We start from the raw sequence: 23,931 nt of genomic DNA, 5'->3' as shown, positions 1-23,931 counted from the left end.
GGGAAACTTTTTACATTGCCGGAATTTTAAGCCCTCCAAAAACATTCAAGGAAAGGAAAAAGCGGCATCTGCCAAGAGGCAAATACCGCTTACTGTTTATGGATATAGTCTGTTTAAAAGCCTTGGGAATGGAATCGTTTCACGAACATGTTCAACGCCGCTGAGCCAGGCAACTGTACGTTCAAGGCCTAAACCAAAGCCGGAGTGAGGCACAGAGCCAAACTTCCTAAGCTCTGTATACCATTTATAGGCATCCTTGCTTAATTTATGCTCTTCAATGCGCTGTTCGAGCAAATCATAATCATGAATCCGCTCAGATCCTCCAATGATCTCCCCGTACCCTTCTGGAGCTATCATATCTGCACACAGCACAACTTCAGGCCGGTTAGGGTCAGGCTGCATATAAAACGGCTTGAGTGATGTTGGATAATGGGTAATGAAAACAGGGCTGTCAAAACTTTCAGCGATGGCTGTTTCATGCGGCGAACCAAAATCATCTCCCCACTGAATATCCTCAAAGCCTTTTTCATGAAGAAACTTTAAAGCATCATCATAGGTAATGCGCGGAAACGGCGCTTTGATTTTTTCAAGCTTAGAAACATCGCGTCCAAGCGTATTCAGTTCCAGCTGGCAATTTTGCAGAACAGACTGAATGATGTAAGCTACATATTCTTCCTGAACCTTAAGATTATCTTCAAATTCATAAAAAGCCATTTCTGGTTCAATCATCCAAAACTCGATTAAATGGCGGCGGGTCTTGGATTTTTCTGCCCGGAAAGTCGGGCCGAAGGAGAATACTTTACCAAGGGCCATAGCAGTGGCTTCCATATAAAGCTGTCCGCTCTGTGAGAGGAAAGCATCTTCTTCGAAGTATTTAGTTGCAAACAGCTCTGTGGTTCCTTCTGGTGCACTTCCTGTAAGAATTGGCGGATCCACCTTGACGAATCCCTCGTTATTGAAGAACTCATATGTAGCACGGATAATTTCATTTCTGATCTTCATCACAGCATGCTGGCGTTTTGAACGAAGCCATAAATGGCGGTTATCCAGCAAAAATTCCGGTCCATGGGCTTTAGGAGTGATCGGATAATCGACAGCCTCATGAATCACTTCTACATCATTTACCTGCAGCTCAAACCCGAATGGCGAGCGCTCGTCTTTTTGAACAGTTCCTGTAACATAAAGGGACGTTTCCTGGGTCAGTGATTTTGCTTTTGCAAAAATTTCTTCCCCGACTTCCTCTTTCACTACGACTCCTTGAATGAAGCCAGAACCGTCACGCAGCTGAAGAAATGCTATCTTCCCGCTCGAACGTTTATTGGCCAGCCAGCATCCAATTGTTACCTGCTGATCTACATATTTGCTTGCTTCTTTTATAGTAATTTTCACGTTCAATTTCCCTCCAAATTGCTTTCCGATAAGGAATTAACCTACTTCATTATACATTTCACAAATAGTACAGGCAAATATTATTTGAATATATCCCCATCCTGGGCATTTTGCCTATAAAAATGCCTGTGCAGGCTGCTGCCCCCAAAACGGGTTTGGCCTGCACAAGCTGTTGTTTTACTCAAGCATTCATCATTTTAGATTCAACAAAGGAATGGATCCTTTCAACTGCTTTCTCAAGGGCTTCAAGGGAGGTCGCATACGATAGCCTGATATAATCCGGGGCACCGAATCCAGAGCCAGGTATAACAGCTACAAGAGCTTCTTCGAGCAGCCCCCGGGCAAAGTCATCCACATTTTCAAAACCGGTGCGCTTTGCGGCTTCCTTCACGTTCGGAAATAGGTAAAACGCTCCCTGCGGCTTTAAGCAATAAAATCCGGGAATGGAAGTTAATTTGACGTAAATGGCATTAAGGCGGCTTTCAAAGGCCTTTCGCATCTCTTCGACGGCATCCTGAGAGCCTTCATACGCTGCGATGGCTCCATATTGGGCAGTTGTAGTAGGGTTAGAGGTACTATGGCTTGCCAGGTTTGTCATAGCCTTGATTAGTTCCTCATCACCTGCCGCATACCCTATCCTCCAGCCTGTCATTGAATGGGACTTGGAGACCCCATTGATGATGATGGTTTGCTTTTTCAATTCCGGTGATACCTGTGCAATGGAAACATGGCCATTGCCATCATAAACAAGCTTTTCATAAATTTCGTCCGAAACGATCATGATATCATGCAAAAGGCAGACTTCACCTAATTCCCTAAGCTCTTCCTCTGTATAAATCATGCCAGTCGGATTGCTTGGTGAATTAATAATGATAGCTTTTGTTTTTCCGGTTATGGCGGCTTCAAGCTGTTCTTTTGTGATTTTAAAGGAGTTATCCTCATGTCCCTCCACATATACAGGGGTTCCCCCAGCAAGCTTAATCTGCTCTGGATAGCTTACCCAGTAAGGGATGGGAACGATAACCTCATCGCCTTCATTAAGGATAGCCTGAAATAATGTATACAGAACATGCTTAGCCCCGGAACCGACAATGATTTCAGAACTTGTATATTCAAGCCCCTGGTCTTTTTTCAGTTTGCTGATGATGGCCTGTTTAAGTTTCGGAAGCCCTGCAGAAGGAGTATATTTTGTATGGCCTTCTTCCATGGATCGGGCTGCAGCTTTGATGATATGTTCCGGAGTATTAAAATCCGGTTCTCCTGCACCGAGTCCGATGATGTCAAGCCCCTGAGATTTAAGCTCTTTGGCTTTAGCCGTAATGGCCAAGGTAGTAGATGGTGCCAGTGCCTTTACACGATTCGCTAATTTCATGGATTTATCCCCCAATTTTATATGCTTCGGTAATATTTCAGCCATTCACCTGTCTTGAAGTCATAATAATCATAATTATAACGGCTTGATCCATCTAAATAAGTGACCTCCCATAGAGGTACATTATTTTCCATTCCAAGCTTAACTGAAATGATTTGTTGAGGATTCAGCTGCTTCTTGACAATGGCCAGTATTTCTCCCCGGGTTTTCCCTGATTTGCTGTCTTCTATCACTGGCTTCTCCTTTTTATTGTCCGGAAGCCAGATTACTTTCTTTTTGCCGTTTTTTGTCTTGCCGACTACAACTGAATATGAGTCATTCCCATGATATAGATAGTAGTCATCCATCGTTACAAATCCGCCTTCTTTTTGGGCTTTTTTAAAGGCTTCTGTTTCGGCTTCTTTTTTTGGGCCCATCGCCTTAATGTAAGCCCCTGCTGTAAAACCCGCAATACAAAGGATTAATATGACCGCCAGTATCATTGCTTTTTTCAATTTCAGCCACTCTTTCTATGTACGATAAATCGTAAATATCGCTTTTTCTTGATTTTCAGCATCGAGTGCAAGTCCGAACATTAAATCTTTTTCCTTTAACGTCCGGTTCAGTGAATCGACAATTTTATACAAGTCCGGTGAATTTTGAATCGTTAATGTAGATAAGACTTCTATTTTGCTTTCCATATTAATTCCTCCCAGTTTTCCGCTTGCTGATTGCTGTGGGGGCAGGCAATGCTGCCTTCCTTATTAACACATTATATCAGGATAGGCTGTATTTCGATAATAAATTTCTTTAAAAAACCGATTTTATATCATAGGTTTTCAAATCCAATTTTCTATTGTCCCAATCATTTCTTCCTGGGTGACTTCCAGCCATTGTGCAGGGGGAAGTGACTGCTGAAATTCCCTGCCATATCGGGAGGTCAAGACCCTTTTATCAAGAATCAGCAAAATGCCGCGGTCTGTGCTTGTCCTGATCAGCCTGCCAAACCCCTGCCGGAATCTCAGTATGGCCTGTGGAAGCGAATAGGCGGAAAAGGCATTGATTCCTCTTTTTTCCAAGAGCGAACACCTTGCTGCAGTAACAGGCTCATCAGGAGGCGAAAAAGGCAGCCTGACGATAGCCAGGCAGGACAGGCTTTCTCCGGGTATATCCACACCTTCCCAAAGGCTTGTTGTCCCAAATAGGAGCGCTTTGTCAAAGGTTTGGAAGTTCCTGATAAGCTTCATCTTGCTCCCGCCGCTGATACCTTGGGCAAATAAAGTGAATTCCTGAAGACTTCCTGAGTCTTTTACCTTTTGATAAACATTCCTTAGCATATCATGCGAAGTAAATAAGACCATCATCCTGCCCTTTGCCGCTTTAGCAGCGTGAATAATTGAATGTGCCGCTGCTTCGGCAAATTCATCCTTAGAGCATGATGCTACATCTGGCATCGCAGACGGCACAAGGATTTTGACTTTTTCCTTATAATTGAACGGAGAAGGATAGGACAGCGCAAGGATCGGTTTATCCTCAATGCCGAGCTGCGCCTTAAAGAATGCAAATGACTGTTTGACTGATAATGTGGCAGATGTCATGATGACGCTTTGCTGCCGTGAAAAATAGTCATCCCAAAGGATCTTGCTCCCAGAGATAGGCTGCGAGGAAAGCGATATCCCCTGATGAGGACCGGCTTTGGTATAATCCAGCCAATAAATGGAGTCTTCATTTCTTTTTATAAAAAATTCATGCAGCGTTTGCTTGATGTCCTCGATTCCTTTTAAAAGGACCTCCGCGTCATTCAAATAAAACAGGCTGTTCTTGCCTGCAGGATTTTCGCTGTTTTTCACAAGATTAATACGATTTTCCAGCTCGAACATGACGGAATTCAAATGTTGGATCAGGCGTTCTGTCAGGAAGGATGCCTGCTTCCAATTCTCATTGGAATCAATGGGCAGCCTGTCAGGACTTCCATTTTTCGTCAGTTTTTCTGCCTGTCTGGCAAGAAAATAAAAAAGCTGTTCAAATTCATAAAAAAAGTCACTGATGTGCGCATTGAAGGTTTTTATAAGCGGCATGTCAGTTTTTCTCCGTTTGCTGGCCATTTTTTCTATTTTGTAAAAAAGCTGTTTTTGTTCATACGTTCCGAGCCTATTGAGCATCGTTTTAACAGTAATGTAATCCAGTCTCCTGCCGAGGTGCCGGGAAGCAGCTTTTTCAAAATGATGCGCTTCGTCCAGAATCAGATAACCGTCGCCGGCAACACCGCTGTTTTTTGAGATAAGGTCTGCCATTAAAAACGAATGATTGGTAATAATAATATCCGCTTTCTCTGCAATCGCCCTTGCTCTTGTGTAAAAGTCCCTTTTTTGCCAGGGAAGCTGAAGTCCCTGATAGGTAAATTCATCGCTTTGCAGCCTTTCCCAAAAAAGCTGCCCGCCGCTGGTTAAATGGAGCTCGTCACGGTCGCCGGTTTCAGTTTCTGTAAGCCACACTAAAATCTGCATTTTGGTCAGCGCTGTTTCATAGTTATCATCCTTTTGCCTCAGTGACCTCTCAAATTTAGCCAGAGACAAGTAATTTCCCCTTCCTTTCAATAAAACCGCATGAATGGGAAAAGGCAGGATTTTCTTCAGCTGCGGCAGCTCCTTATGCAGAAGCTGCTCCTGCAGCTGAAGAGTGTAGGTGGAGACGATGATATTTTTGCGGCGGCTCTTGGCAAAGAATGCCGCAGGAAGCAAATAGCCAAGAGACTTTCCAATACCTGTTCCAGCTTCTATGATGCAATGCCGGGAGGATTGAAAAGACTGATAAATATTATCCATCATATTCAGCTGCCCATTTCTTTTTTCAAAAAGTGGAAAAGCACGGGCAATCAGTTTCATTTTTTCTTCTTCATTCATTGGATAATCCGGTATTTCACTTTCAGCATGGCTTTCACCATCTATTTTTCGGAATGCCAATCCCCTAAAGGTTTCAAGATCGGGATTATGCTTTTCAGGCTGTGCGAGCTTAAAGGACAGGCATTCATCTATCATTTCTGAAATCTCGCTTTTTAGTGAGAATGAATGTTTATACAGCTGTTTTAATGTCATGACTGGCAATGATTTCAGCTTTTTCTTGAACTCCAGCAGCAAAAGAGCTGTCACATAAGCGTCACTGTCAGCTCTATGCGGCCTTTCATGCTCAAGATTTTCTTCCTTTGCAAGCTGATTAAGTTTATATCCATCTGAAGTAGGTTTCAGGATTTTCGCCAGCTCCACGGTGTCAATGGCTGATCCGTAAAAAGGTTCATATCCCGAACGCACCATTTCTTCCTTAAGAAAAGACAAATCAAATAACACATTATGTGCTACAAACACAGAGTCTTCAAGAATACTGAAAATCTTCCCGGCAACTTCTTCAAATACCGGAGCATCCTCCACCATATCGTTGTCGATTCCAGTCAGCTCTTCAATGAACAGGGAAATGCTCTGTTCCGGGCGGATATATGTCGAATATTCATCAACGATATGGTCATCTTCAATGATAACAGCCGCAAACTGAATAATCCGATCTCCCTTTTTGGGCGAATTGCCTGTAGTTTCTAAATCTATAACTGCATATCGCTGCGTCATTATTATGTACACCTCAAAATTCACTTCATACCAAAATTGTTCGTACTCTCTCACTTTTTATACCATACCAGACAAAATAAATAAAATGAAAGAATTTCAAACTAAAAAGCGGAAGCGCCTTGTTCAGCCTTGACCAGCATAAGACGCATCAGAATAGAAGGCGCTCTTTGCCTTCAATTCTGATGTGGCTTATGACCTCGAAAGGCTAGGCGCTGCAGCTGGATTACATAAAAAGCGGAAGCGCCTTGTTCAGCCTCGACCAGCATAAGACGCATCAGAATAGAAGGCGCTCTTTGCCTTCAATTCTGATGTGGCTTATGACCTCGAGAGGCTAGGCGCTGCAGCTGGATTAATTAAAAAGCGGAAGCGCCTGTTCATAGGAACAAAGACTACGAACGCCGCGTCCTGCGGCAACGTCTTTGTGACCCCCATCCTGGGGGCCCAAGCAAATAGGGTTTTGTCCTTGGAAGGCGTTCTTTGCCTTCTGAGGACAAAACGTCTTTTGCACAGCGGGCTAGGCGCTGCAGCTGGATTACATAAAAAGCGGAAGCGCCTTGTTCAGCCTCGACCAGCATAAGACGCATTAGAATAGAAGGTGCTCTTTGCCTTCAATTCTGATGTGGCTTATGACCTCGAGAGGCTAGGCGCTGCAGCTGGATTAATAAAAAGCGGAAGCACCCTAGAGGCTTAAAGCCTAACCAAAAAGAAAAAGCCTGTTTTTCCCTGCCGAAGCTGCATAGCTGTATCGAAGACAGTGCAGATTTGGCAGGAAGAAAACAGACCCAGGTTTTTAAAAAATCATGGTTGCTTCCGGTTCATGTGAAATCATTTCAGCGATTTCATTTTTATCATTCATAATAGCAATTTTAGGTGAATGGCTGCTGATTTTCTCTTCAGGCACCTGTACATATGAGATGATAATCACGATATCATCTGGCTGGACAAGCCTTGCAGCTGCTCCATTCAAACAGATTACGCCGCTCCCTCTTTCACCTGCAATCACGTACGTTTCAAGTCTGGCTCCATTGTTGTTATTAACGATGGCGACCTTTTCGTTTGGCAGGATGTCTACAGCATCCAAAATATCTTGGTCAATTGTAATGCTTCCTACATAATTCAAGTTAGCCTCTGTTACACGGGCACGATGGATCTTTCCGTTCATCATTGTGCGATACATGCTAAATCCTCCTCAGGTGCGGTTTATTTAAATGGTAAGTGTAATATTATCAATTAGCCTTGCACGTGCAAACTTGACTGCAATGGCAATCAAAACCTTGCCGGACAGTTTATCAAGCGGTTTTAAAGCTGGATAGGAATAAACCTCTGCATAATCAATGATTCCGCTGGTATTGCTTTCAATATGTTTTCTGATCATTGCAGAAAGTACAGCAGGATCCCTTTCACCTGCTTCAGCCGCTTTTTGTGCAAGCTGCAGGCTTTTATATAATTGGCTCGCCTGACTCCGCTCTTCATCAGAGAGAAACACATTGCGGGAGCTTTTTGCAAGTCCGTCTTCCTCGCGTACAGTTGGGACAGGAACCAGCTCAATATCAAAATTAAAGTCCTGTATCAGGCTGCTCACGACTGCAACCTGCTGGGCGTCTTTCATTCCAAAATACGCTCTGTCGGGGCTTACGATATTGAACAGCTTTGTCAGTACGGTGGCGACACCGTCAAAATGGCCTGGCCTTTGTCTGCCGCAAAGCACGTCTGTGCGTTCCTTGACAATTGCTGTAACCGAAACGTCTGAACCATACATCTCTTCTACAGCAGGATAAAATAGATAATCAGCGCCAGCTTCCCTTGCCGTTATTTCATCCCGGTCGATATCACGGGGATATGTCTCAAGATCTTCATTCGGGCCGAACTGCAGCGGGTTGACAAAAATGCTGAGCACTACAATTTCATTATCTCTTCTGGCATTTTCAATAAGAGACCGATGTCCATTATGCAAGAAACCCATAGTGGGTACAAAGCCAACAGTTTTACCTGAAGACTTTTCCTCACGGACGTACTTTTGCATTTCTTTCACAGTTGTTATTATCTTCATGCTTATGCTTTCCCTCCGTATAAGGATGAAATTTCGTCTTCCTTCATAGTAAATGAATGGTCGATAGATGGAAATTCCTTCGTTTTTACTTCTGCCACATAATCTTCAATCGCTTTGGCAACAAGCTGATTGGCATCTCCATATCTCTTCACGAACTTTGGAACTCTGTCTACTCCAAAGTTTACAACATCATGAAATACGAGAACCTGTCCGTCTGTCCCGCTTCCTGCCCCGATTCCGATTGTCGGGATGGAGAGCTCATTTGTCACAAGCTCTGCCACTTGATATGGCACACACTCAAGCACAACCCCAATAGCTCCAGCCTCTTCACACTTCCTTGCATCTTCAATAAGCTTTTTCGCAGCTTCGGCATTTTTCCCCTGGACTTTATACCCTCCAAGTACTCCAACCGATTGCGGCGTTAAGCCCAGATGGGCAACTACCGGAATGCCAGCCTCTGTCAAAGCTTTAATTTTAGGGAGTACATCTCCAGCTCCCTCAAGCTTTAAGGCATTGGCTTGCCCTTCCTGAAAGATTCTGGCAGCATTTTTGAGGGTATCTTCCATCGATATATGGTAGCTCATAAAAGGCATGTCTGTAACGATAAAAGTGTCCGGTGCTCCCCGTTTGACAGCCTTTGTGTGGTGAATCATATCATCCACTGTGACTGGAATCGTTGAATCATAGCCAAGCACCACCATACCAAGTGAGTCTCCCACTAAGATCATGTCCACTTCCGCTTTTTCGGCAAGCTTGGCAGCAGGAAAATCATATGCTGTAATCATCGCAATTTTTTCGCCATTGTTCTTCATTTTCAAAAAGTCTCCAGAAAGCTTCATCCTTTATCCTCCTTTTTCATAGAGGAGATGAAAACATCAGCAACAATCTGTTCTGTGTTTTAAACCAAAAAAAGAGGCATACTGCTCTGCTGCTGTACCCTGTAAAAAAAGCATCGCTTTCCTGCAGGGTGCGGCAGTTCATTTGTTCAGTATACCTCTTTATTGCTATTAGTCTTTTCATCCCTCCGTCCCCGTCCATTTCAATGGATCAAGGCAGAAATTTTTTTTGTTTGGCCGAGCATTTTTGGGTGCAGCTCTAATTTGATACTGCCCACATGCATTATAACAATATCAAACAAAAATTTCTATTATTATCATTATCTTAACCATCTTAAAAAATTTTACCTGGAAGAATAGGAAAAAATATCAGGTGATTTCCACATCTGCCGAATAAATGCGGCGGATTTCTCCGTCTTGGCTCCTGACAAGGAGCACTCCCTCATCTGTGATGCCAAGCGCCTTTCCCTTGATGGTTTCATTCAAGGTGGTTGCAGTGATTTCCTTGCCAAGGCTGATGGCATAGCTTTCCCACATAATTTTCACAGGAGCAAAGCCTTTTGTTAAATATAAATCATAAAGCTTTTCCAGTTTAAGCAAAACCTGCTGTATCAATCCGGCCCTCGAGATATTTTTCCCCTCTTCCATGGAGAGAGATGAAGCTTTCGCATGCAGCTCCTCCGGGAAGTCTTCAAGCTTCTGATTGACATTGATGCCAATCCCGATTATGACCGAGTGAATGCGGTCGGCCTCAGCCTGCAGCTCTGTCAGGATCCCAGTCACTTTCTTTTTGTTTATGAGTACATCATTTGGCCATTTAATTTCCGGTTTAAGTTCTGTCATTTCCTCGATCGCCTGGACAACGGCAACCGCTGCAAGAAGCGTTAGCTGGGGAGCTTCATGGAAAGGTATGTTTGGACGCAGAATCAGGCTCATCCATACACCCGAATATTTAGGGGAATGCCAGCTTCTAAGAAGCCTTCCCTTTCCTCCTGTTTGCTCTTCTGCAACAATCAAAGTTCCTTCTGCCGCTCCCTCATTTGACAGGCGGTGAGCAATCTTCTGTGTGGAATCCACTGTTTCTTCATAATGGATAACCTTGCCAAAGCGGCTTGTTTTCATGCCAAGCTGGATTTCATCAGCGGTTACCTTTTCAGGGGTGCTGACAATTTTATAGCCCTTTTTTCTGACAGCCTCAAGCACGTAACCCTCGCCTCTCAAGCTTTCAATGTGCTTCCAGACGGCAGTGCGCGAGCAGCCCATATGTTCTGCGATTTCCTGGCCGGAGATGAATTCGCCATCTGCTTTGGTAAATGCTTCAATTAATTTCCCTCTTAAATCAGATTGCATGAAGAAAGCCACTCCTTAATTGCTTCCCGGTTATTTTCCGTCTGTTTTTCCAGCACGGCCAATAGGATGGAATCCAGATATTCTTTCATCCATGGACCTGGCTTTTGATTTCTCCACTTGAGAAGATCGTTGCCTGTAATGGCTAAATCAGATGGTTTTTTGACCGGAAGACTTGAGAATTTCTTTATAGTCATCGTCTCAGAAATTTGTACATCCTGACTTTTCATAACCGCTCTTACTCTGCCCGCTTTTATGCTAATATCCAGACCCGCCTGAAATAATTGAAAAGTGCTGATTTCATCTTCCTGATTTATCAGGGAAAGAATTTTTTGTATTTCACGAATTTGTTTAACGGGCATCTTCCAATTGCGCAAAAATGGCTCTGCTGCTGTTATCCCGCTTGTAAAAAGCAGCAGTGACCATTTTTCCTCCAAGGATGGCAGGCATGGCAGCTCGAATTGGCAGTATTTCTTTAATCCTGTCCTGAACGGCTCAAGGCCAGGAAGATATTGAAACATTTCACTTTTCACCAGGAGTTCAATTGCATTTTTGCTGAAGCTGCCTTTTAGCAGCTTTTCAAATTCTGAAAAAATCCTCTCTGTGGCAATGTTCCTAAGAAGAGGTGCATGCTTTTTCAGCGATTGAAAGGTTTGCTCCTCAAGCTTAAAGCCTAAGGTGCCCGCAAACCGGATTGCCCGCAGCATCCTTAATGCATCTTCATGGAATCGTTCCTTAGGATCGCCCACTGTAACGATTATTTTGTCTTCGATGGCTTTTCTGCCCTCAAAAGGATCTTGCAAAACGCCCATTTTATCCATGGCAATGGCATTCATCGTAAAGTCACGCCTTTTCAGATCTTCCAGCAGCGATCTGACAAAATCGACTTTATCGGGTCTTCTGAAGTCTGTATATCCGCTTTCCGTCCGAAATGTAGTCACTTCATATTGTGCATGATCGTGGATGACTAAGAGTGTCCCATGTTCTATACCAATATCTGCTGTGACAGGGAAAATGGACTTTATTTCATTAGGGGTCGCAGAGGTGGCAATATCCACATCGTTAATTTCCCTGCCTGCTATTTCATCGCGGACCGATCCTCCAACAAAATAAGCTTGGAAACCGGCTTTTTCTATTTTTTCAAGAATCGGCACGGCAGATAAAAATATTTCATTCATTTCTCCCGTTCTCCTGTTTTTGTATAGCCTCAGGCAGCAGCTCGCGGTATATGGATTCATATTGAGCCGTAATGATATCAGAGCGGAATTTGGTTTTAACTAGCTTTTTTGAAGCTTCGGAAAAACGCTGATGCATGTCTTCATCAGAAAGCAGGGTAATTGCCTTAGACGCCACATCCTGAACGTCTCCAAGCTTGCAGATAAAGCCAGTTTCCCCGTCCTCAATTACTTCAGGTATCCCTCCAATATCCGTTCCAATTCCAGGGACACCGCAGGCCATCGCTTCGATAAGGACCAAACCGAAGCTTTCCTTTTGCGATAGAAGCAGAATCAAATCACTCATGGAATACAATTCTTCCAGCTTATCCTGTTTTCCGAGGAAAAGTACTTTATCTTCTATACCCAGCTCCTCGACAAGATTGCACACGACTGTAATTTCTGGACCGTCTCCTACCAGAAGCAATTTAGAAGGGACCTTTTCGCTAATAGAGTAAAAGGCTCTGACAACATCCTGCACCCTTTTAACAGCCCTGAAATTGGACACATGGATGATGACTTTTTCGCTGCTGTCTATTCCGTATTCCTGCTTAAGAGATTGAGATTCTTTTTTTTGATATACTCGTTCATCAATAAAATTGTAAACCGTCCTGATATCCTTATCAGGAGCAATGACTTCTGATGTTTGGGTGACAAGCGCATCGGAAACAGCAGTAACAGCATCCGATTTTTCAATGCCAAATTTGATCAGTTCAGTCAAAGACGGATCATACCCAAGGACCGTGATATCTGTTCCATGAAGCGTTGTAACGATTTTCACCGGATGTCCTGCCATCTGCTTTGCCAATATGGCACATACAGCATGAGGGATTGCATAATGGACATGAAGGATATCAAGTTTTTCCCTGTTGATGACTTCAGCCATCTTGCTGGCCAGCGCCAAATCGTACGGCGGGTATTGGAAAACAGAATATGAATTCACTTCTACCTGGTGGTAATACACATTGTGATACATTTTATTTAGCCTAAAAGGCAGGCTTGAGGAAATAAAGTGAATTTCATGCCCTTTTTCGGCCAAAAGCTTGCCTAGCTCAGTTGCCACGACTCCTGAGCCTCCCACTGTGGGATAGCAAGTAATTCCTATTTTTAGTTTCATAATATTCTCCTATTGCTTAAATATAAAGTGAAATTCCCCTTACATCTGCTTTGTTTTTGGGGCATTTTCCCCTGATACTTCTGTAGTTCTATTAAACGGATGAGGCTGCTTCATCCTTACTTAAATAAATCGGCTGAAAGCAGCAAAGGTTTCTTCGAAATAAAGCCCTCTGCAAACTTAACCCCTGCTTCTTTTCCAAACAGCCGCTCTCTTGCTTCAACAGTTTCTATATAGCCATTCACAAGAGGTGTGTCCACGCCATCCCCGCTTTTTTGGAATTGGCTTTGATAGGCACGCAGGCTCTCAAGCTTTGCATCCATTTCATTAGTCACATCCACAACAAAATGCGGCTTATGAAACCCATTAATCATATAAAGGTACATGGCATCTATCTTATGCGCAGGTAATCCCGTTTCTTCCATATACCGTCTGACGCCAGCAGAAAAAGCGGCTTCCTCCACCAGCTTCGCGCAGTTTCCATGATCCGGGTGGCGGTCTTCGAAATAAGGGGCAAAGATAATTTGGGGTTTATACTTTCTTATAACCGCAGTGATTTTCTTTATGTATTCTTCTTTCATATACAGCCCCCTGTCGGGCAGATCCAGTGCCATTCTTGAAACACCAAGAATCCGGGCAGCTTTTTCTGATTCTTCCGCCCGCAGATCGACTGTTCCGTTGGAGGACATTTCTGCTTTTGTCAAATCACAAATCATTATTTTTTTGCCTTGTTTTGCGTATTTTGCCAAAGTGCCGCCCATGCCAATTTCTGCATCATCGGCATGAGCGCCAAAGGCAATTATATCTACATTATTCATTATCTTTTTTTCTCCATTCCATATAACCGCTTCTCAAACCTTGAATCAGCACTTCGGCCGTTCCCATATTGGTTGCAAGCGGCACATTGTAAACATCAGACAGGCGCATAAGAGCCGTTACATCAGGCTCATGGGGCTGGGCAGTCAGCGGATCACGGAAAAAAATAATTAAATCCATTTCATTTCTGGCAACCATTGCCCCGATTTCCTGGTCCCCGCCCAAAGGGCCTGAGTTAAACCTTGTAACTGGAAGAGAGACCTCATCAATAATTTTCTGGCCGGTAGTTCCTGTGGCATATAGATGATGCTTTGCAAACACTGCTTTATAGGCAGTAACAAACCTCATTAAATCTTCCTTCTTCTCATCGTGGGCAATTAATGCAATATTCATCCTTTTCCCCTCCTACTCCATGATGTTTTCGAGGCCGTATACCAAAACATCAAGTTTCATAATCGTTTCAACTGCAAGTCTAACACCTGACATGAATGATGCCCGGTTGAAGGAATCGTGGCGGATTGTCAGCATTTGCCCATCAGCTCCAAACATGACCTGCTGGTGCGCAACCAGCCCCGGCAATCTGACACTGTGGATATGCATCCCATCCACATCTGCTCCGCGGGCACCTTGTATGGTTTCTTTTTCATTTTGGTGGCCCTGGGTTTTAGTTTCCCTTACTTTAGAAATTAAGTCTGCTGTTTTAACAGCTGTCCCAGACGGGGCATCAAGCTTTTGGTCATGATGCATTTCAATGATTTCAATATCAGGAAAATACTTGGCAGCCATTTGTGAAAATTTCATCATCAAAACCGCTCCTGTTGCAAAGTTAGGTGCGATGATGCAGCCAAGACCTGTGTCTTTGGTTAATTCATCCAGTTTTTCCAAATCTTCTCCGGAAAAACCGGTTGTGCCCACTACCGGGCGGATTCCATGCCTTAGGGCTGCTTCCGTATGGAACATGCCTGTTTCAGGTGTTGTCAGATCAACAAGAACATCTGCTTTAACAGAAGAAAAACATGCTTCTGCATCCGTGTATACCGGTGCATCCATGTCTTGGAAACCCTCCATATGTTTTATGTTGCTGTAATCTTGCTTTCTGTCTAACACGGCTGCTAATTCAAAATGGGCGGTTTCATGGATCAGCTTTACTGCTTCCCTTCCCATTCTTCCCCTAGGCCCTGCCACTATTACTTTAATTGTCTCCATTTTCTTTTTCCCCTTCCTCTATCCCGCTGCCTTCAATTTTAGTCCATCTGTTGCTGTCGCGCGTCGAAAATTTATGCATAACTGCATCATGTGCAGTCTGCAGGTCAATATTAAGGGAGTTTGCAAAACAGATCAGCACGAACAGCATATCACCCAGTTCTTCTTCTACTGTATTTGCCGCCTCTGACGCTTTTTTCGGCTTTTCCCCGTAATAGTGATTCACTTCCCTTGCAAGTTCCCCCAATTCTTCAGACATCCTTGCAAGCATGGCCAGAGGGCTGAAGTACCCTTCTTTAAATTGACTGATGTACCTGTCGACTTCTTTTTGCATCATTTGAATTGTTTTCTTTTCTTCCAAATCATTCACCTGCTCATATGTAGTCAATGCACTTGCCATTTATCCGCAAAGATTTGCTGATTCTTCTATTCTTTCTTCATGTTAGCTAAAAGTTGCGATAATGACAAGATTTTCGCTGTCAAGCTGAATATTGCTGTTACTTGATTATTCCTATATAATAATGAACATTGAGATTTTTGGCATTTTCATTTATTTACATTGGAGGTATTTTCCGCATGATATTCGGAATGCGCATTAAAAATATTTTGTTTATCCTCTTTGGTTCAGCCATTTTCGGATTTGGGCTCGTACACTTTAATATGCAAAACCATCTTGCAGAAGGCGGGTTTACCGGGATTACCTTAATCATCTATCAGGTATTTGGTTTAAATCCTTCTTATTCTAACTTACTCCTGAATGTTCCCCTCTTTTTCATCGGATGGAAATATCTTGGGAAGACCTCCTTTCTTTATACAATTGTAGGGACAGTAGGGTTATCGATATGGCTATGGGTTTTTGAGAAATATCAGCTGAAAATTGCTCTTGGACATGATTTAATGCTGGCTGCCTTATTTGCTGGTGTTTTTGTAGGTATTGGACTGGGAATTATCTTCCGGTTCGGCGGTACTACGGGAGGCGTCGATATCATCGCTACGCTGGCCCATAAATTCTGGGGGCGCAGCATGGGCAGGACCATGTTTATGTTTGACGCAGTTGTCATCACCCTCTCCATTATCATCTACTTGGATTATCGCCAGGCAATGTATACCCTTGTCGCTGTTTTCATTGGCGCAAGAGTCGTGGATTTCATGCAGGAAGGCGCATATTCAGCAAGGGGCGCTATGATTATCAGCGATAAAAACACAGAAATCGCTGATAAGATCATGAAAGAAATGGACCGGGGAGTGACAGTTCTGCGCGGGTATGGATCTTTTTCCAAAACTGACCGTGATGTACTGTATTGCGTGGTCGGAAAAAATGAATTAATGAGGCTGAAGAATGCCATTACTTCTGTTGATCCCCATGCCTTTGTTTCGGTCAGCGAAGTGCATGATGTTTTAGGAGAAGGATTCACCCTTGATGAAAATAAAAATCCGATACAAAGGTAGCTCTAGTACATTTCAAAAAAAATCCCCCTGAATAAATCAGGGGGATTTTTTTGATTTAATCGTCATTTCTTGAAATCCCTGTATAAACAAGGATTAATCTTGCTAATTCAGCGACTGCGACAGTAGCTGCTGCAACATAAGTGAGAGCCGCAGCATTCAGTACCTTTTTCGTTTCCCGCTCTTCATCATTCCTGATAATGCCAAGTGAGACGACTTGATCCATGGCGCGGGACGAGGCATTAAATTCAACAGGAAGTGTAATGATCTGAAACAGCACGGCCGCTGCCATAAATACGATTCCAAGCAGCAGGAGTCCTGATAGGTGGGCAAATATTCCTATAAGAATCAGGATCCAGGATACATTCGAACCCAGATTGGCCACCGGTACTAAAGCATGCCGGAACCTAAGGAATGCATACCTCTTCTGGTCCTGGATGGCATGGCCGCATTCATGGGCCGCAATGGCGGAACCTGCAAGCGAGTAGCCATGGTAATTATCTGAAGACAGCCGCACTGCCTTTGCACCGGGGTCATAGTGATCGCTCAGCACTCCGGCCGTTTCTTCAACAGTAACATGATAAAGACCATTCTGGTCCAGTATAGTCCGGGCAGTTTGGGCGCCTGTCATTCTTGACGAGGAAGGAACCTGTGAATATTTTCTATACGCGCTTTTTACTCTTGATTGCGCAAAAAGAGGGATCAAAATAATGATCGCAAGATAAATAAAATACATGTTAGCCTCCTGTTCTCGCTGTAATAAGTCTTATTTTAGGAGGGGATTACTTCCCTGTCAATCATTGCGTTCTTTCCTCGGACTTTCGGTTCCCCCTCCACCTTTGTATTTTCTCCAGCCTACATAAGATAAAGTCAAAATAATGATGCTTCCAGTTGTAATGATTACCCACCATAATGAAGGATCCGCTTCATCCTTGGACATATCATCAAAAATGGATTTTAAATCCTGCTGCAGCCCATCCAATTCCTTTTGGCCAGATTCTTCTGACAAAAGGCCAGGCTCATACTGCTTTATAAAATTCACCCTTGCATCCAGCTTCTCTAGGGTGTCCTTTGAAAGATCTACCTTTAAACTCGGATGTATGACGCTATATTGATTCAGCAGGATGCTAATTTGATTATGAACCTGTTTAGAATCCTTTTCTTTAACAGCATCCTTTGTCTGGCTGAAGGCAGTCATCATAGGATCCTCCATAGAAGTCCACAGAGGCTGCCTGTTGGATTTTACAGCGTCTATCACAAGACGGAATTTAGTGACTGCATCCACCTTTTTACTGGCGCTTGCCTGTTTATCCCTGATCGCAGTAAGCGCTTCATCATGGGCCGCTGTAATGACTCTTAACTCGTCCATGTTGAATATCTGCTTTTTGCCTTTTATGAACATATCAGAGAAAAAAAGAAGCATTTTTTCAGAATCGCTGTATTTTCCAACCTTCGCCAGCTGCAGGGAATCATCCGATATATCATCCAATTGTCCTAAAACAGAAGAGGAATTGGCGTGAACACTGGAAATGGTTATTGTAAGGAATGCGGCAGCCAGCAACAGAATTTTTTTTATCATACCCCTTGTCCCTCCTCATTTCTCTATACACAATATGAGAACAGGATAGGGAGTATGACCCTTTGTATCCAAAATTATTGGATCTTCAGTGTAAAACGTTTTTCTCTATAACCAAAATAATATCCTGCAAAAATAGAGAGTATACTAAGCCAGAATGTAAAATATCCGATTTCGTTCATATACATCCATAAATCACTGTACCTGGGCATCATATCGAATACATAATCAATGATATCGTTATGAACAGTCCATACAGCTGCTACTGCAAGATGCCAGGCTTTAATTCTGTAAAACGGGGAGTACAAAATGCCCTGAATCGCCATTGCCCCATGTGAACAAATCAGCATATACCCTTCCCATGGAAGATGGCCTGTAGTGGCAAGCGTAAGCAGATTCATGACCACTGCCCATATCCCATATTTGAATAAAGTGAGAAGGGCCAGCGCTTCCATGAGTCCCCAATTTCTTTTCAAGATAAATCCTACAAGGACAAAGACAAAGAAAAGGGTTGCCGTAGGGCTGTCCGGTACAAATGGGAGGAAAATTGCCGGTGTCTCCTTCAACTGATAGCCATACCAGTAATATCCATATATTGTACCAAGAACATTTACAGCCAGAAGCAGTCTTAATGTGTGTTTGTTGGCAAAAAATCCGTATAGCATATTCATTTTCCTACCTCTTCCTGCTAAGTCATTACTTTCAATATATTATTTTATCCTTTTTGCAGATGATTTCATAGCTCCCTCCGCTTTTTGAAGATTAAAAGTATGGTTTTTATGAATCTTCATCCTCTTTCTGGTAAAATAGCAAAAAAACGGCGGTACATACCGAAATCATTTCCTCAGCTGTGCCTGCGGAGCCTCACGCTAATTTTAGCAGCAGTTTCTCACCTTACGCTTTAAGCAGCCTTGCACAATGCAGCACATAAAAACCCCGTACCCGATCCATATATGGATCGGGTACGGGGTTTTGTCTGCAGGTCGTAAGGAAACCGAAAAATCTGCTATTAACAGAAGGACCGGTTCCCGACCTGTCAATTTTAGTCTTACTTGCTTTTTGCTTTAGAAACAAAGTCAGCAAGTACTTTTAGCTGGGCATCTGTTCCTTTAAACATTCCCTTTGGCATGGCTCCCCGGCCGTTTTTCGCTATTTTGGCGATTTCTTCCGGTTTAAGTCCATTGTCCATCAGTGCTGGTGCTGCGCCTCCGCCTGTCAGCTCAGCTCCATGGCAGCTGATGCATCCGTTCGATTGAAACAGTTTATATCCTTCACTGTTTTTATCAATTGCGCTGGCTTTTACAATCGCACCCTGCTTTTTAGCAGCTTTCCAGTCATGATGTGCCGCAGACTGCCAGGTTAGAAACGCAATTGAAGCAACGGCCAAAAGCATGAAACCTGTTGCCAGCGGCCTGCGAGCAGGACGCCTTTCAGGTCCGCGGTCAAGGAATGGAGCCAAAAGCAATGCCCCAAATGCAATGCCCGGAATAATCAGCCCGATCAGATTATAAGGCCCTGAAGCATAAGAATATTTTAATAGCTGATACAGAAACAGGAAATACCAGTCAGGAAGCGGCACATATCCAGTATCTGTCGGATCGGCAATCCGTTCCAGCGGAGATGGCTCAGCAATGGTTACGCATAAATAGCCTACAAGGAAAACAGCCCCGACCATCCATTCCTTTAGAAGGAAATTCGGCCAAAATGCTTCCGTCTTGCCAGGGTATTCCGAATAATCTTTTGGAATATTCGGTTTACGATCTGCAGGAACACGCGAATCGCCTACAAATTTCATACCTTTTCCTCTATGCATTGAACAATCCCCCTCCTTTATGAAAAGGTTATTAATACTAAAAAATCAGAAATTTTACAATGGTCCGGAAATCCCTTGTTTACGGATCATCAGGAAGTGGCCAGCCATTAATGCCAGCAGCGCTGCAGGAAGGAAGAATACATGGATGGCAAAAAAGCGTGTCAGCGTCTGGGCACCGACAATTGTCGGGTCACCGGCTATTAATGTTTTGATGGCTGGTCCGATAAGCGGAACTGATTCTGCAATTGTCAGACTAACCTTTGTAGCAAATAGCGCTTTCATATCCCAAGGAAGCAAATAGCCTGTCAGGCCCAAAGCCAGCATTACGAAGAAAATCAGTACACCGACCATCCAGTTCAGCTCGCGCGGTTTTTTGTATGCGCCCTGGAAAAATACGCGGAGAGTATGTAAAAACATCATAACAATAACCAAGCTTGCTCCCCAGTGGTGCATGCCCCGGACAATTTGCCCGAAAGCGACTTCATTTTGCAGGTAGTAAACAGACTGCCATGCATTTTTAATATCCGGAACATAATACATGGTTAAAAACATGCCGGAAAGAATTTGTATGGCTGTTATGAAAAACGTCAGCCCGCCAAAACAATAAACAAATGCAGAAAAATGATGTGCAGGGTTTACATGTTCAGGAACCTCGTGGTCAGCAATATCCCGCCATAATGGCGTAATGTCTAAACGTTCGTCTACCCAGTCATAAATCTTGTTTAACAATGATTACGCCCCCTTTATTGCGGCTTCTTTGGACCTAAATAAAGAATTCCGTCTTTTTCTTTGGTTTCATACATATCAAGCGGTTTCGCCGGTGGAGTACCCGGTACGTTCACTCCTGCTTTTGTGTACCTGCCATAGTGGCAAGGGCAGAAAAACTGATTTGGGTTGCCTTTGTCTGTGTTCCATCCGACCGTGCAGCCCAAATGCTTGCAAATAGGTGATAAGGCCACGATTTTACCGTCTTTTCCCTTATATACCCACGCAGTGTTTGTAACCTCAGATTCATACCAGCCGTCAACTTCCTTGAAAGAGAAGTCAACACGTTTAGGTTCATCGGTTAAATCGCTGACCTTTTCTTTGGTAGCGACAAAATTGCCGCCAGCGCTCGTTTTAAGAACAGGATCTACTGCAAACCGCACCATTGGCATCAACGCGCTCGCTGCCATAAACCCGCCAACGCCAGTGAGTGTGTAATTAAGGAATTGACGTCGTGAAACATTATGTTTACTCATGCTTTTTCCCCCCTTTATCACTTAACTGAGTCCAAAGGACCAATGAAATAAGAACACTATTAAACTAGGACATTACAATGATATATCAATAATTCGGCAAGGTCAATATTTCTCAGTATAATTTAAGCGCTTACAGAGCCAAATTTCACAAAATTCGAACTAAATGGCTTTTTCCCAATTTAAGGTGAATATTTCCATTACCTGGCGCACTTGTTCACTGACAAGAGAACGCGCCTGCGCAAGTTCAAGATGCTCAAGAGGAAGGGACGGAATCCAGATGAGGCCCCCTTCAAGCTCGCTTTCACATCTTTTCCATTCACTGTCACATGAAAGAAAAAAGACATGCTTGAAATTATTCTCGCGTAATTTTGCAGCCCATGAGTTAGCATAGCTATAATTTCTTTCCTCCCCCATTAAATAGGTCAGCGAAGGCATTAGAAGAATCCTGCCTTTAAATTGCCTTTCAATTTCAGCGGATAATATGGCAAGGAATTCATACATGGAAGAAGATTGCTTCATTTGGCTGTCAAGTGAAATGGGAGCCAGCGGAATCAGGACCGTATCCACAAAATCCTTGGCCCCGTTATACATTTCAATATCAGCAGGTATCCATTTCATTTCATTCACTTCTCCATTCTTTTTAGATGTCATACAATATTTTATCATTATTTCATTAATTTGGCATACCTGCTTTCTACCGTCTTCTCGCCTTCATTTCGAATAGTGATCTCTATTACAGGACAAAAAAACCAGATCCCTTATAAAAACAAGGGATCTGGCAAGGGTAGTCTTTCTTAAAATGGCCGGCTGATTTCCACTGCGGGATGATGCTCCGCTTTCCGCGGGGCGGGCGGTGAGCCCGCAGGAGTCTCGCACCCTTCGTTCCAGTCAGCCTATTGCTATTATAAAGGTATTAAGACTTTTTAGTGATTTTCCTGTCTAGCATAGACTTTAAACCCTAAGCTATTTCCATGCCGGGTGCTTGTCAGACTTTTTGCAGCTTGAGAAGCTTTTCAGTCAGTGTTTTAAACATTTTTTCGTCGTTGTTGTCAAGCGCAACATCAATTTCCTTTAATATCCTGTCTTTCTGGAAAGTCAGAATGGTATTTTCCAGGAATTGCTCTGCAAGAATCTTATCCTTATCATTGCCTGCCGTGCTTCTCGGCATAAACGGATTATTCTCAAGCACTGAAGCATATTGATAGGAAGAATAAGCAGATTTAAAATTCAGCTGGATAAATATATCTTCTTCCCGGTTAAGGCGAATGTCATGAAATGACTTTTCAGCATCCGTTGTCATGATATTTGACTTATAAAATCTGAAAGGAGCTTCATCAACACAGTGGGTTGACATGATCAGGCCCCGCGGGCAATACTGTGCATGCTCCACAAAATGAACTTTTTTCATCAGCTGGTCATGGCTCATCAGGTAATTTAATATCCAGACGCATTCCCTTCTTTTCAGCTGATAATGATTTAAAAACCACCGAATAAAATCTTTCTTTTCGTTCACAGATACAGGGGCAGCCACCATGAGTTCCCTCCTCTGTATTAGATTTTCCCACCCTGGCTAACCTACATTGAATCAGGTTCTTCTGCAAGCCGTTCTAGCATCATTGCATAATCATCGTTTGCAGGATTCATTTTCGCAAGCTTAGTAAATATTTCTCTGGAGGTATGGCGGTCTCCTTCTTCAATTAAAAAGAATCCGTAATCTTCTAGAAAATCTTCATTGCTGTTAAATGAATTATATGCTTTATGATAGCTCTTTAATGCCTCTTGATATTGCTCATTTTTCTGATAGCTTACTGCAGCCATCCATTCAAACTGGGGATCGTCTTCTCCATATTCCCTTACACTTCCGATGCATTCAAGCACTTCATCATATCTTTCTTCATGCATCAGCAATTTGATAAGAGTCAGCACCGCTTCAAGGTATCCTGGATCAATGGCAATCGCCTCTCTGAATAATTTCTCTGCATCTTCTGAAACTCCTTTTTTCAGGGCGATTTTTCCGCCAAAAAAATAAAGCTCCTTATTAAATTCATCTTCCCGGATTCCTTCCTTTACAGTTTCAAGTGCAGAATCCAGGTCTTCAAGATGTTCGTATGTTTTTGCAAGGTGCAGATAAAGTGAATGATACTCTTTATCCAGTTCCTTCAATTCAGTGAACTTTGCTGCCGCCGTTTGATACATGCCCGCCTGGTAGGCTGTAAAGGCATATTCAAATAAAGTGTTGATCTCCAGTTTGTCCTTCAGGGCCTTTTCAAAGTACGGAAGAGCTTCTTCAAACTTCCCGGAGGTGCTTAGTGCCTCTGCAACTCTTTGATTCACATTAGTGCCGCCTATCTCTTCCTGCTGCTCCAGCACCTTTATGTAGCTTGACACGGCATCCTGGTCTCTTCCCTGCTGGTAATAAAGCTCTCCCAATGCAAAATCAATGAGGACTTCGTCCGGCAGCAGTTCCTTTGCTTTCAGCAATTTTCTTTCGCTGACTTCGTCCATTCCCTGAAGCTGGAATAAATCAGCTTCCAGCAGCAGTGCACTTGGATAAAGGTCATCATCAGGACTAACTTTCTCAAGCAGCAGCATGGCTTCATCTTCCTGGTCCAAATCAATAAGAATTTCAGCAAGGGAGACAATAAGCTCCCCTTCATTAGGGTGCAGCTTGAGCAAGTGCTCAAATATATCTTTTGCTTCCTCAATAAAACCCAGCTGAAGCATTTCATCTGATAAAACCAGCATATCCTCAGCTGATTCAGAGGTTTTAATTCGATTTATATGAACAAAGGCATCTTTTAATTCACCTTTTTTCAAATGTTGAATGGCTTTATCCACTATATTCATGAAATTTTCCTTCCTGTGATAGTCAGTCTGCACCTGCAGTCTTCGGCGAAGTTAAAAAATCGCAGCAGGAA

At 43.2% G+C, this 23,931-nt stretch carries 25 protein-coding genes; 1 reads left to right on the top strand and 24 read right to left on the bottom strand.

The features are described from left to right. Positions 1–96: 96 nt before the first annotated feature. From asnS to BIV59_RS09285, 15 genes are all read right to left on the bottom strand, one after another. Positions 97–1,389 (bottom strand): asparagine--tRNA ligase, encoded by a 1,293-nt coding sequence (gene asnS / locus BIV59_RS09360; RefSeq protein WP_071351213.1) that lies wholly within the window; start codon positions 1,387–1,389, stop codon positions 97–99. A gap of 181 nt (positions 1,390–1,570) precedes the next feature. Continuing rightward, entirely contained in the window at positions 1,571–2,761 is a 1,191-nt protein-coding gene (locus BIV59_RS09355) for a pyridoxal phosphate-dependent aminotransferase (protein WP_071351212.1), read from the bottom strand. Positions 2,762–2,778: 17 nt separating this feature from the next. Continuing rightward, positions 2,779–3,255, bottom strand: a complete 477-nt coding sequence (locus tag BIV59_RS09350) for a cell wall elongation regulator TseB-like domain-containing protein (RefSeq protein WP_071351211.1) — start codon at positions 3,253–3,255, stop codon at positions 2,779–2,781. A 15-nt stretch (positions 3,256–3,270) separates the two neighbouring features. Beyond that, entirely contained in the window at positions 3,271–3,441 is a 171-nt protein-coding gene (locus BIV59_RS09345) for a YpmA family protein (protein ID WP_071351210.1), read from the bottom strand. Between the two features lie 138 nt (positions 3,442–3,579). Next, positions 3,580–6,357, bottom strand: a complete 2,778-nt coding sequence (dinG, locus tag BIV59_RS09340; RefSeq protein WP_071351209.1) for an ATP-dependent DNA helicase DinG — start codon at positions 6,355–6,357, stop codon at positions 3,580–3,582. Positions 6,358–7,147: 790 nt separating this feature from the next. After that, positions 7,148–7,534, bottom strand: coding sequence for an aspartate 1-decarboxylase (gene panD, locus BIV59_RS09330; RefSeq protein WP_071351207.1), 387 nt, complete (start codon positions 7,532–7,534; stop codon positions 7,148–7,150). A gap of 27 nt (positions 7,535–7,561) precedes the next feature. Beyond that, positions 7,562–8,407, bottom strand: coding sequence for a pantoate--beta-alanine ligase (panC, locus tag BIV59_RS09325; protein WP_071351206.1), 846 nt, complete (start codon positions 8,405–8,407; stop codon positions 7,562–7,564). Positions 8,408–8,409: 2 nt separating this feature from the next. After that, positions 8,410–9,246 carry a 3-methyl-2-oxobutanoate hydroxymethyltransferase gene (panB, locus tag BIV59_RS09320; protein ID WP_071351205.1) on the bottom strand — a complete coding sequence of 279 codons (837 nt, stop codon included), beginning with the start codon at positions 9,244–9,246 and terminating at the stop codon, positions 8,410–8,412. A 366-nt stretch (positions 9,247–9,612) separates the two neighbouring features. Then, complete coding sequence (locus BIV59_RS09315; protein WP_071351204.1) at positions 9,613–10,593, bottom strand: biotin--[acetyl-CoA-carboxylase] ligase; 981 nt, start codon at positions 10,591–10,593, stop codon at positions 9,613–9,615. Next, the gene (locus BIV59_RS09310; RefSeq protein ID WP_071351203.1) at positions 10,578–11,768 is read right to left on the bottom strand and encodes a CCA tRNA nucleotidyltransferase; all 1,191 of its coding nucleotides are present in this window, start codon (positions 11,766–11,768) and stop codon (positions 10,578–10,580) included. Before BIV59_RS09310 ends, BIV59_RS09315 begins: the two co-directional genes overlap by 16 nt. Next, positions 11,761–12,921 carry an N-acetyl-alpha-D-glucosaminyl L-malate synthase BshA gene (gene bshA, locus BIV59_RS09305; RefSeq protein WP_071351202.1) on the bottom strand — a complete coding sequence of 387 codons (1,161 nt, stop codon included), beginning with the start codon at positions 12,919–12,921 and terminating at the stop codon, positions 11,761–11,763. Before bshA ends, BIV59_RS09310 begins: the two co-directional genes overlap by 8 nt. Positions 12,922–13,037: 116 nt before the next feature. After that, positions 13,038–13,736, bottom strand: a complete 699-nt coding sequence (gene bshB1, locus BIV59_RS09300; protein ID WP_071351201.1) for a bacillithiol biosynthesis deacetylase BshB1 — start codon at positions 13,734–13,736, stop codon at positions 13,038–13,040. Then, positions 13,729–14,127 carry a methylglyoxal synthase gene (locus BIV59_RS09295; RefSeq protein WP_071351200.1) on the bottom strand — a complete coding sequence of 133 codons (399 nt, stop codon included), beginning with the start codon at positions 14,125–14,127 and terminating at the stop codon, positions 13,729–13,731. Before BIV59_RS09295 ends, bshB1 begins: the two co-directional genes overlap by 8 nt. A 12-nt stretch (positions 14,128–14,139) precedes the next feature. Beyond that, entirely contained in the window at positions 14,140–14,940 is an 801-nt protein-coding gene (gene dapB / locus BIV59_RS09290; RefSeq protein WP_071351199.1) for a 4-hydroxy-tetrahydrodipicolinate reductase, read from the bottom strand. Continuing rightward, positions 14,927–15,337 carry a nucleotide pyrophosphohydrolase gene (locus tag BIV59_RS09285; RefSeq protein ID WP_071351198.1) on the bottom strand — a complete coding sequence of 137 codons (411 nt, stop codon included), beginning with the start codon at positions 15,335–15,337 and terminating at the stop codon, positions 14,927–14,929. The genes dapB and BIV59_RS09285 overlap by 14 nt, the downstream gene beginning before the upstream one ends. A gap of 176 nt (positions 15,338–15,513) precedes the next feature. Between BIV59_RS09285 and BIV59_RS09280 the strand changes: the two genes are divergently transcribed. After that, the gene (locus tag BIV59_RS09280; protein ID WP_071351197.1) at positions 15,514–16,386 is read left to right on the top strand and encodes a YitT family protein; all 873 of its coding nucleotides are present in this window, start codon (positions 15,514–15,516) and stop codon (positions 16,384–16,386) included. A 55-nt stretch (positions 16,387–16,441) separates the two neighbouring features. On the opposite strand, the gene BIV59_RS09275 is transcribed toward BIV59_RS09280, so the two are convergent. The 9 genes from BIV59_RS09275 to BIV59_RS09235 all read right to left on the bottom strand — a co-directional run bounded on the left by BIV59_RS09275 (position 16,442) and on the right by BIV59_RS09235 (position 23,860). Next, complete coding sequence (locus tag BIV59_RS09275) at positions 16,442–17,119, bottom strand: zinc metallopeptidase (protein ID WP_071351196.1); 678 nt, start codon at positions 17,117–17,119, stop codon at positions 16,442–16,444. Between the two features lie 57 nt (positions 17,120–17,176). Then, positions 17,177–17,962 (bottom strand): sporulation protein YpjB, encoded by a 786-nt coding sequence (gene ypjB / locus BIV59_RS09270; protein ID WP_071351195.1) that lies wholly within the window; start codon positions 17,960–17,962, stop codon positions 17,177–17,179. A 74-nt stretch (positions 17,963–18,036) separates the two neighbouring features. After that, on the bottom strand, positions 18,037–18,630 hold the full coding sequence (lhaT, locus tag BIV59_RS09265) for a lipoprotein heptaprenylglyceryl N-acetyltransferase LhaT (RefSeq protein WP_071351194.1): 594 nt from the start codon (positions 18,628–18,630) through the stop codon (positions 18,037–18,039). 377 nt (positions 18,631–19,007) lie between these two features. Beyond that, positions 19,008–19,772 (bottom strand): menaquinol-cytochrome c reductase cytochrome b/c subunit, encoded by a 765-nt coding sequence (locus BIV59_RS09260; protein WP_071351193.1) that lies wholly within the window; start codon positions 19,770–19,772, stop codon positions 19,008–19,010. Positions 19,773–19,826: 54 nt separating this feature from the next. After that, positions 19,827–20,501 carry a menaquinol-cytochrome c reductase cytochrome b subunit gene (gene qcrB / locus BIV59_RS09255; RefSeq protein ID WP_071351192.1) on the bottom strand — a complete coding sequence of 225 codons (675 nt, stop codon included), beginning with the start codon at positions 20,499–20,501 and terminating at the stop codon, positions 19,827–19,829. A gap of 14 nt (positions 20,502–20,515) precedes the next feature. Next, on the bottom strand, positions 20,516–21,013 hold the full coding sequence (locus tag BIV59_RS09250) for a ubiquinol-cytochrome c reductase iron-sulfur subunit (RefSeq protein ID WP_071351191.1): 498 nt from the start codon (positions 21,011–21,013) through the stop codon (positions 20,516–20,518). Positions 21,014–21,172: 159 nt separating this feature from the next. Then, positions 21,173–21,664: a YpiF family protein gene (locus tag BIV59_RS09245; protein ID WP_170846117.1), complete on the bottom strand. Its 492-nt coding sequence runs from the start codon at positions 21,662–21,664 to the stop codon at positions 21,173–21,175. A gap of 334 nt (positions 21,665–21,998) precedes the next feature. Next, entirely contained in the window at positions 21,999–22,544 is a 546-nt protein-coding gene (locus BIV59_RS09240) for a ReoY family proteolytic degradation factor (RefSeq protein WP_083392110.1), read from the bottom strand. Positions 22,545–22,588: 44 nt separating this feature from the next. Next, positions 22,589–23,860, bottom strand: a complete 1,272-nt coding sequence (locus BIV59_RS09235) for a tetratricopeptide repeat protein (RefSeq protein ID WP_071351188.1) — start codon at positions 23,858–23,860, stop codon at positions 22,589–22,591. Positions 23,861–23,931 lie beyond the last annotated feature (71 nt).

It is taken from the genome of Bacillus sp. MUM 13 (assembly GCF_001866725.1).
Taxonomy (GTDB): domain Bacteria; phylum Bacillota; class Bacilli; order Bacillales; family DSM-1321; genus Peribacillus.
Note: the sequence above shows the minus strand (reverse complement) of the source record. Positions and strands in the feature narration are given on the sequence as shown.

What these genes read in the sequence shown, in the direction of transcription:
- BIV59_RS09355 (WP_071351212.1), bottom strand. Translation starts at nt 2,761, where the DNA reads ATGAAATTAGCGAATCGTGTAAAGGCACTGGCACCATCTACTACCTTG.
- BIV59_RS09345 (WP_071351210.1), bottom strand. Translation starts at nt 3,441, where the DNA reads ATGGAAAGCAAAATAGAAGTCTTATCTACATTAACGATTCAAAATTCA.
- dinG (WP_071351209.1), bottom strand. Translation starts at nt 6,357, where the DNA reads ATGACGCAGCGATATGCAGTTATAGATTTAGAAACTACAGGCAATTCG.
- panD (WP_071351207.1), bottom strand. Translation starts at nt 7,534, where the DNA reads ATGTATCGCACAATGATGAACGGAAAGATCCATCGTGCCCGTGTAACA.
- panC (WP_071351206.1), bottom strand. Translation starts at nt 8,407, where the DNA reads ATGAAGATAATAACAACTGTGAAAGAAATGCAAAAGTACGTCCGTGAG.
- panB (WP_071351205.1), bottom strand. Translation starts at nt 9,246, where the DNA reads ATGAAGCTTTCTGGAGACTTTTTGAAAATGAAGAACAATGGCGAAAAA.
- BIV59_RS09315 (WP_071351204.1), bottom strand. Translation starts at nt 10,593, where the DNA reads ATGCAATCTGATTTAAGAGGGAAATTAATTGAAGCATTTACCAAAGCA.
- BIV59_RS09310 (WP_071351203.1), bottom strand. Translation starts at nt 11,768, where the DNA reads ATGAATGAAATATTTTTATCTGCCGTGCCGATTCTTGAAAAAATAGAA.
- bshA (WP_071351202.1), bottom strand. Translation starts at nt 12,921, where the DNA reads ATGAAACTAAAAATAGGAATTACTTGCTATCCCACAGTGGGAGGCTCA.
- bshB1 (WP_071351201.1), bottom strand. Translation starts at nt 13,736, where the DNA reads ATGAATAATGTAGATATAATTGCCTTTGGCGCTCATGCCGATGATGCA.
- BIV59_RS09295 (WP_071351200.1), bottom strand. Translation starts at nt 14,127, where the DNA reads ATGAATATTGCATTAATTGCCCACGATGAGAAGAAGGAAGATTTAATG.
- dapB (WP_071351199.1), bottom strand. Translation starts at nt 14,940, where the DNA reads ATGGAGACAATTAAAGTAATAGTGGCAGGGCCTAGGGGAAGAATGGGA.
- BIV59_RS09285 (WP_071351198.1), bottom strand. Translation starts at nt 15,337, where the DNA reads ATGGCAAGTGCATTGACTACATATGAGCAGGTGAATGATTTGGAAGAA.
- BIV59_RS09280 (WP_071351197.1), top strand. Translation starts at nt 15,514, where the DNA reads ATGATATTCGGAATGCGCATTAAAAATATTTTGTTTATCCTCTTTGGT.
- BIV59_RS09275 (WP_071351196.1), bottom strand. Translation starts at nt 17,119, where the DNA reads ATGTATTTTATTTATCTTGCGATCATTATTTTGATCCCTCTTTTTGCG.
- ypjB (WP_071351195.1), bottom strand. Translation starts at nt 17,962, where the DNA reads ATGATAAAAAAAATTCTGTTGCTGGCTGCCGCATTCCTTACAATAACC.
- lhaT (WP_071351194.1), bottom strand. Translation starts at nt 18,630, where the DNA reads ATGAATATGCTATACGGATTTTTTGCCAACAAACACACATTAAGACTG.
- BIV59_RS09260 (WP_071351193.1), bottom strand. Translation starts at nt 19,772, where the DNA reads ATGCATAGAGGAAAAGGTATGAAATTTGTAGGCGATTCGCGTGTTCCT.
- BIV59_RS09250 (WP_071351191.1), bottom strand. Translation starts at nt 21,013, where the DNA reads ATGAGTAAACATAATGTTTCACGACGTCAATTCCTTAATTACACACTC.
- BIV59_RS09245 (WP_170846117.1), bottom strand. Translation starts at nt 21,664, where the DNA reads ATGACATCTAAAAAGAATGGAGAAGTGAATGAAATGAAATGGATACCT.
- BIV59_RS09235 (WP_071351188.1), bottom strand. Translation starts at nt 23,860, where the DNA reads ATGAATATAGTGGATAAAGCCATTCAACATTTGAAAAAAGGTGAATTA.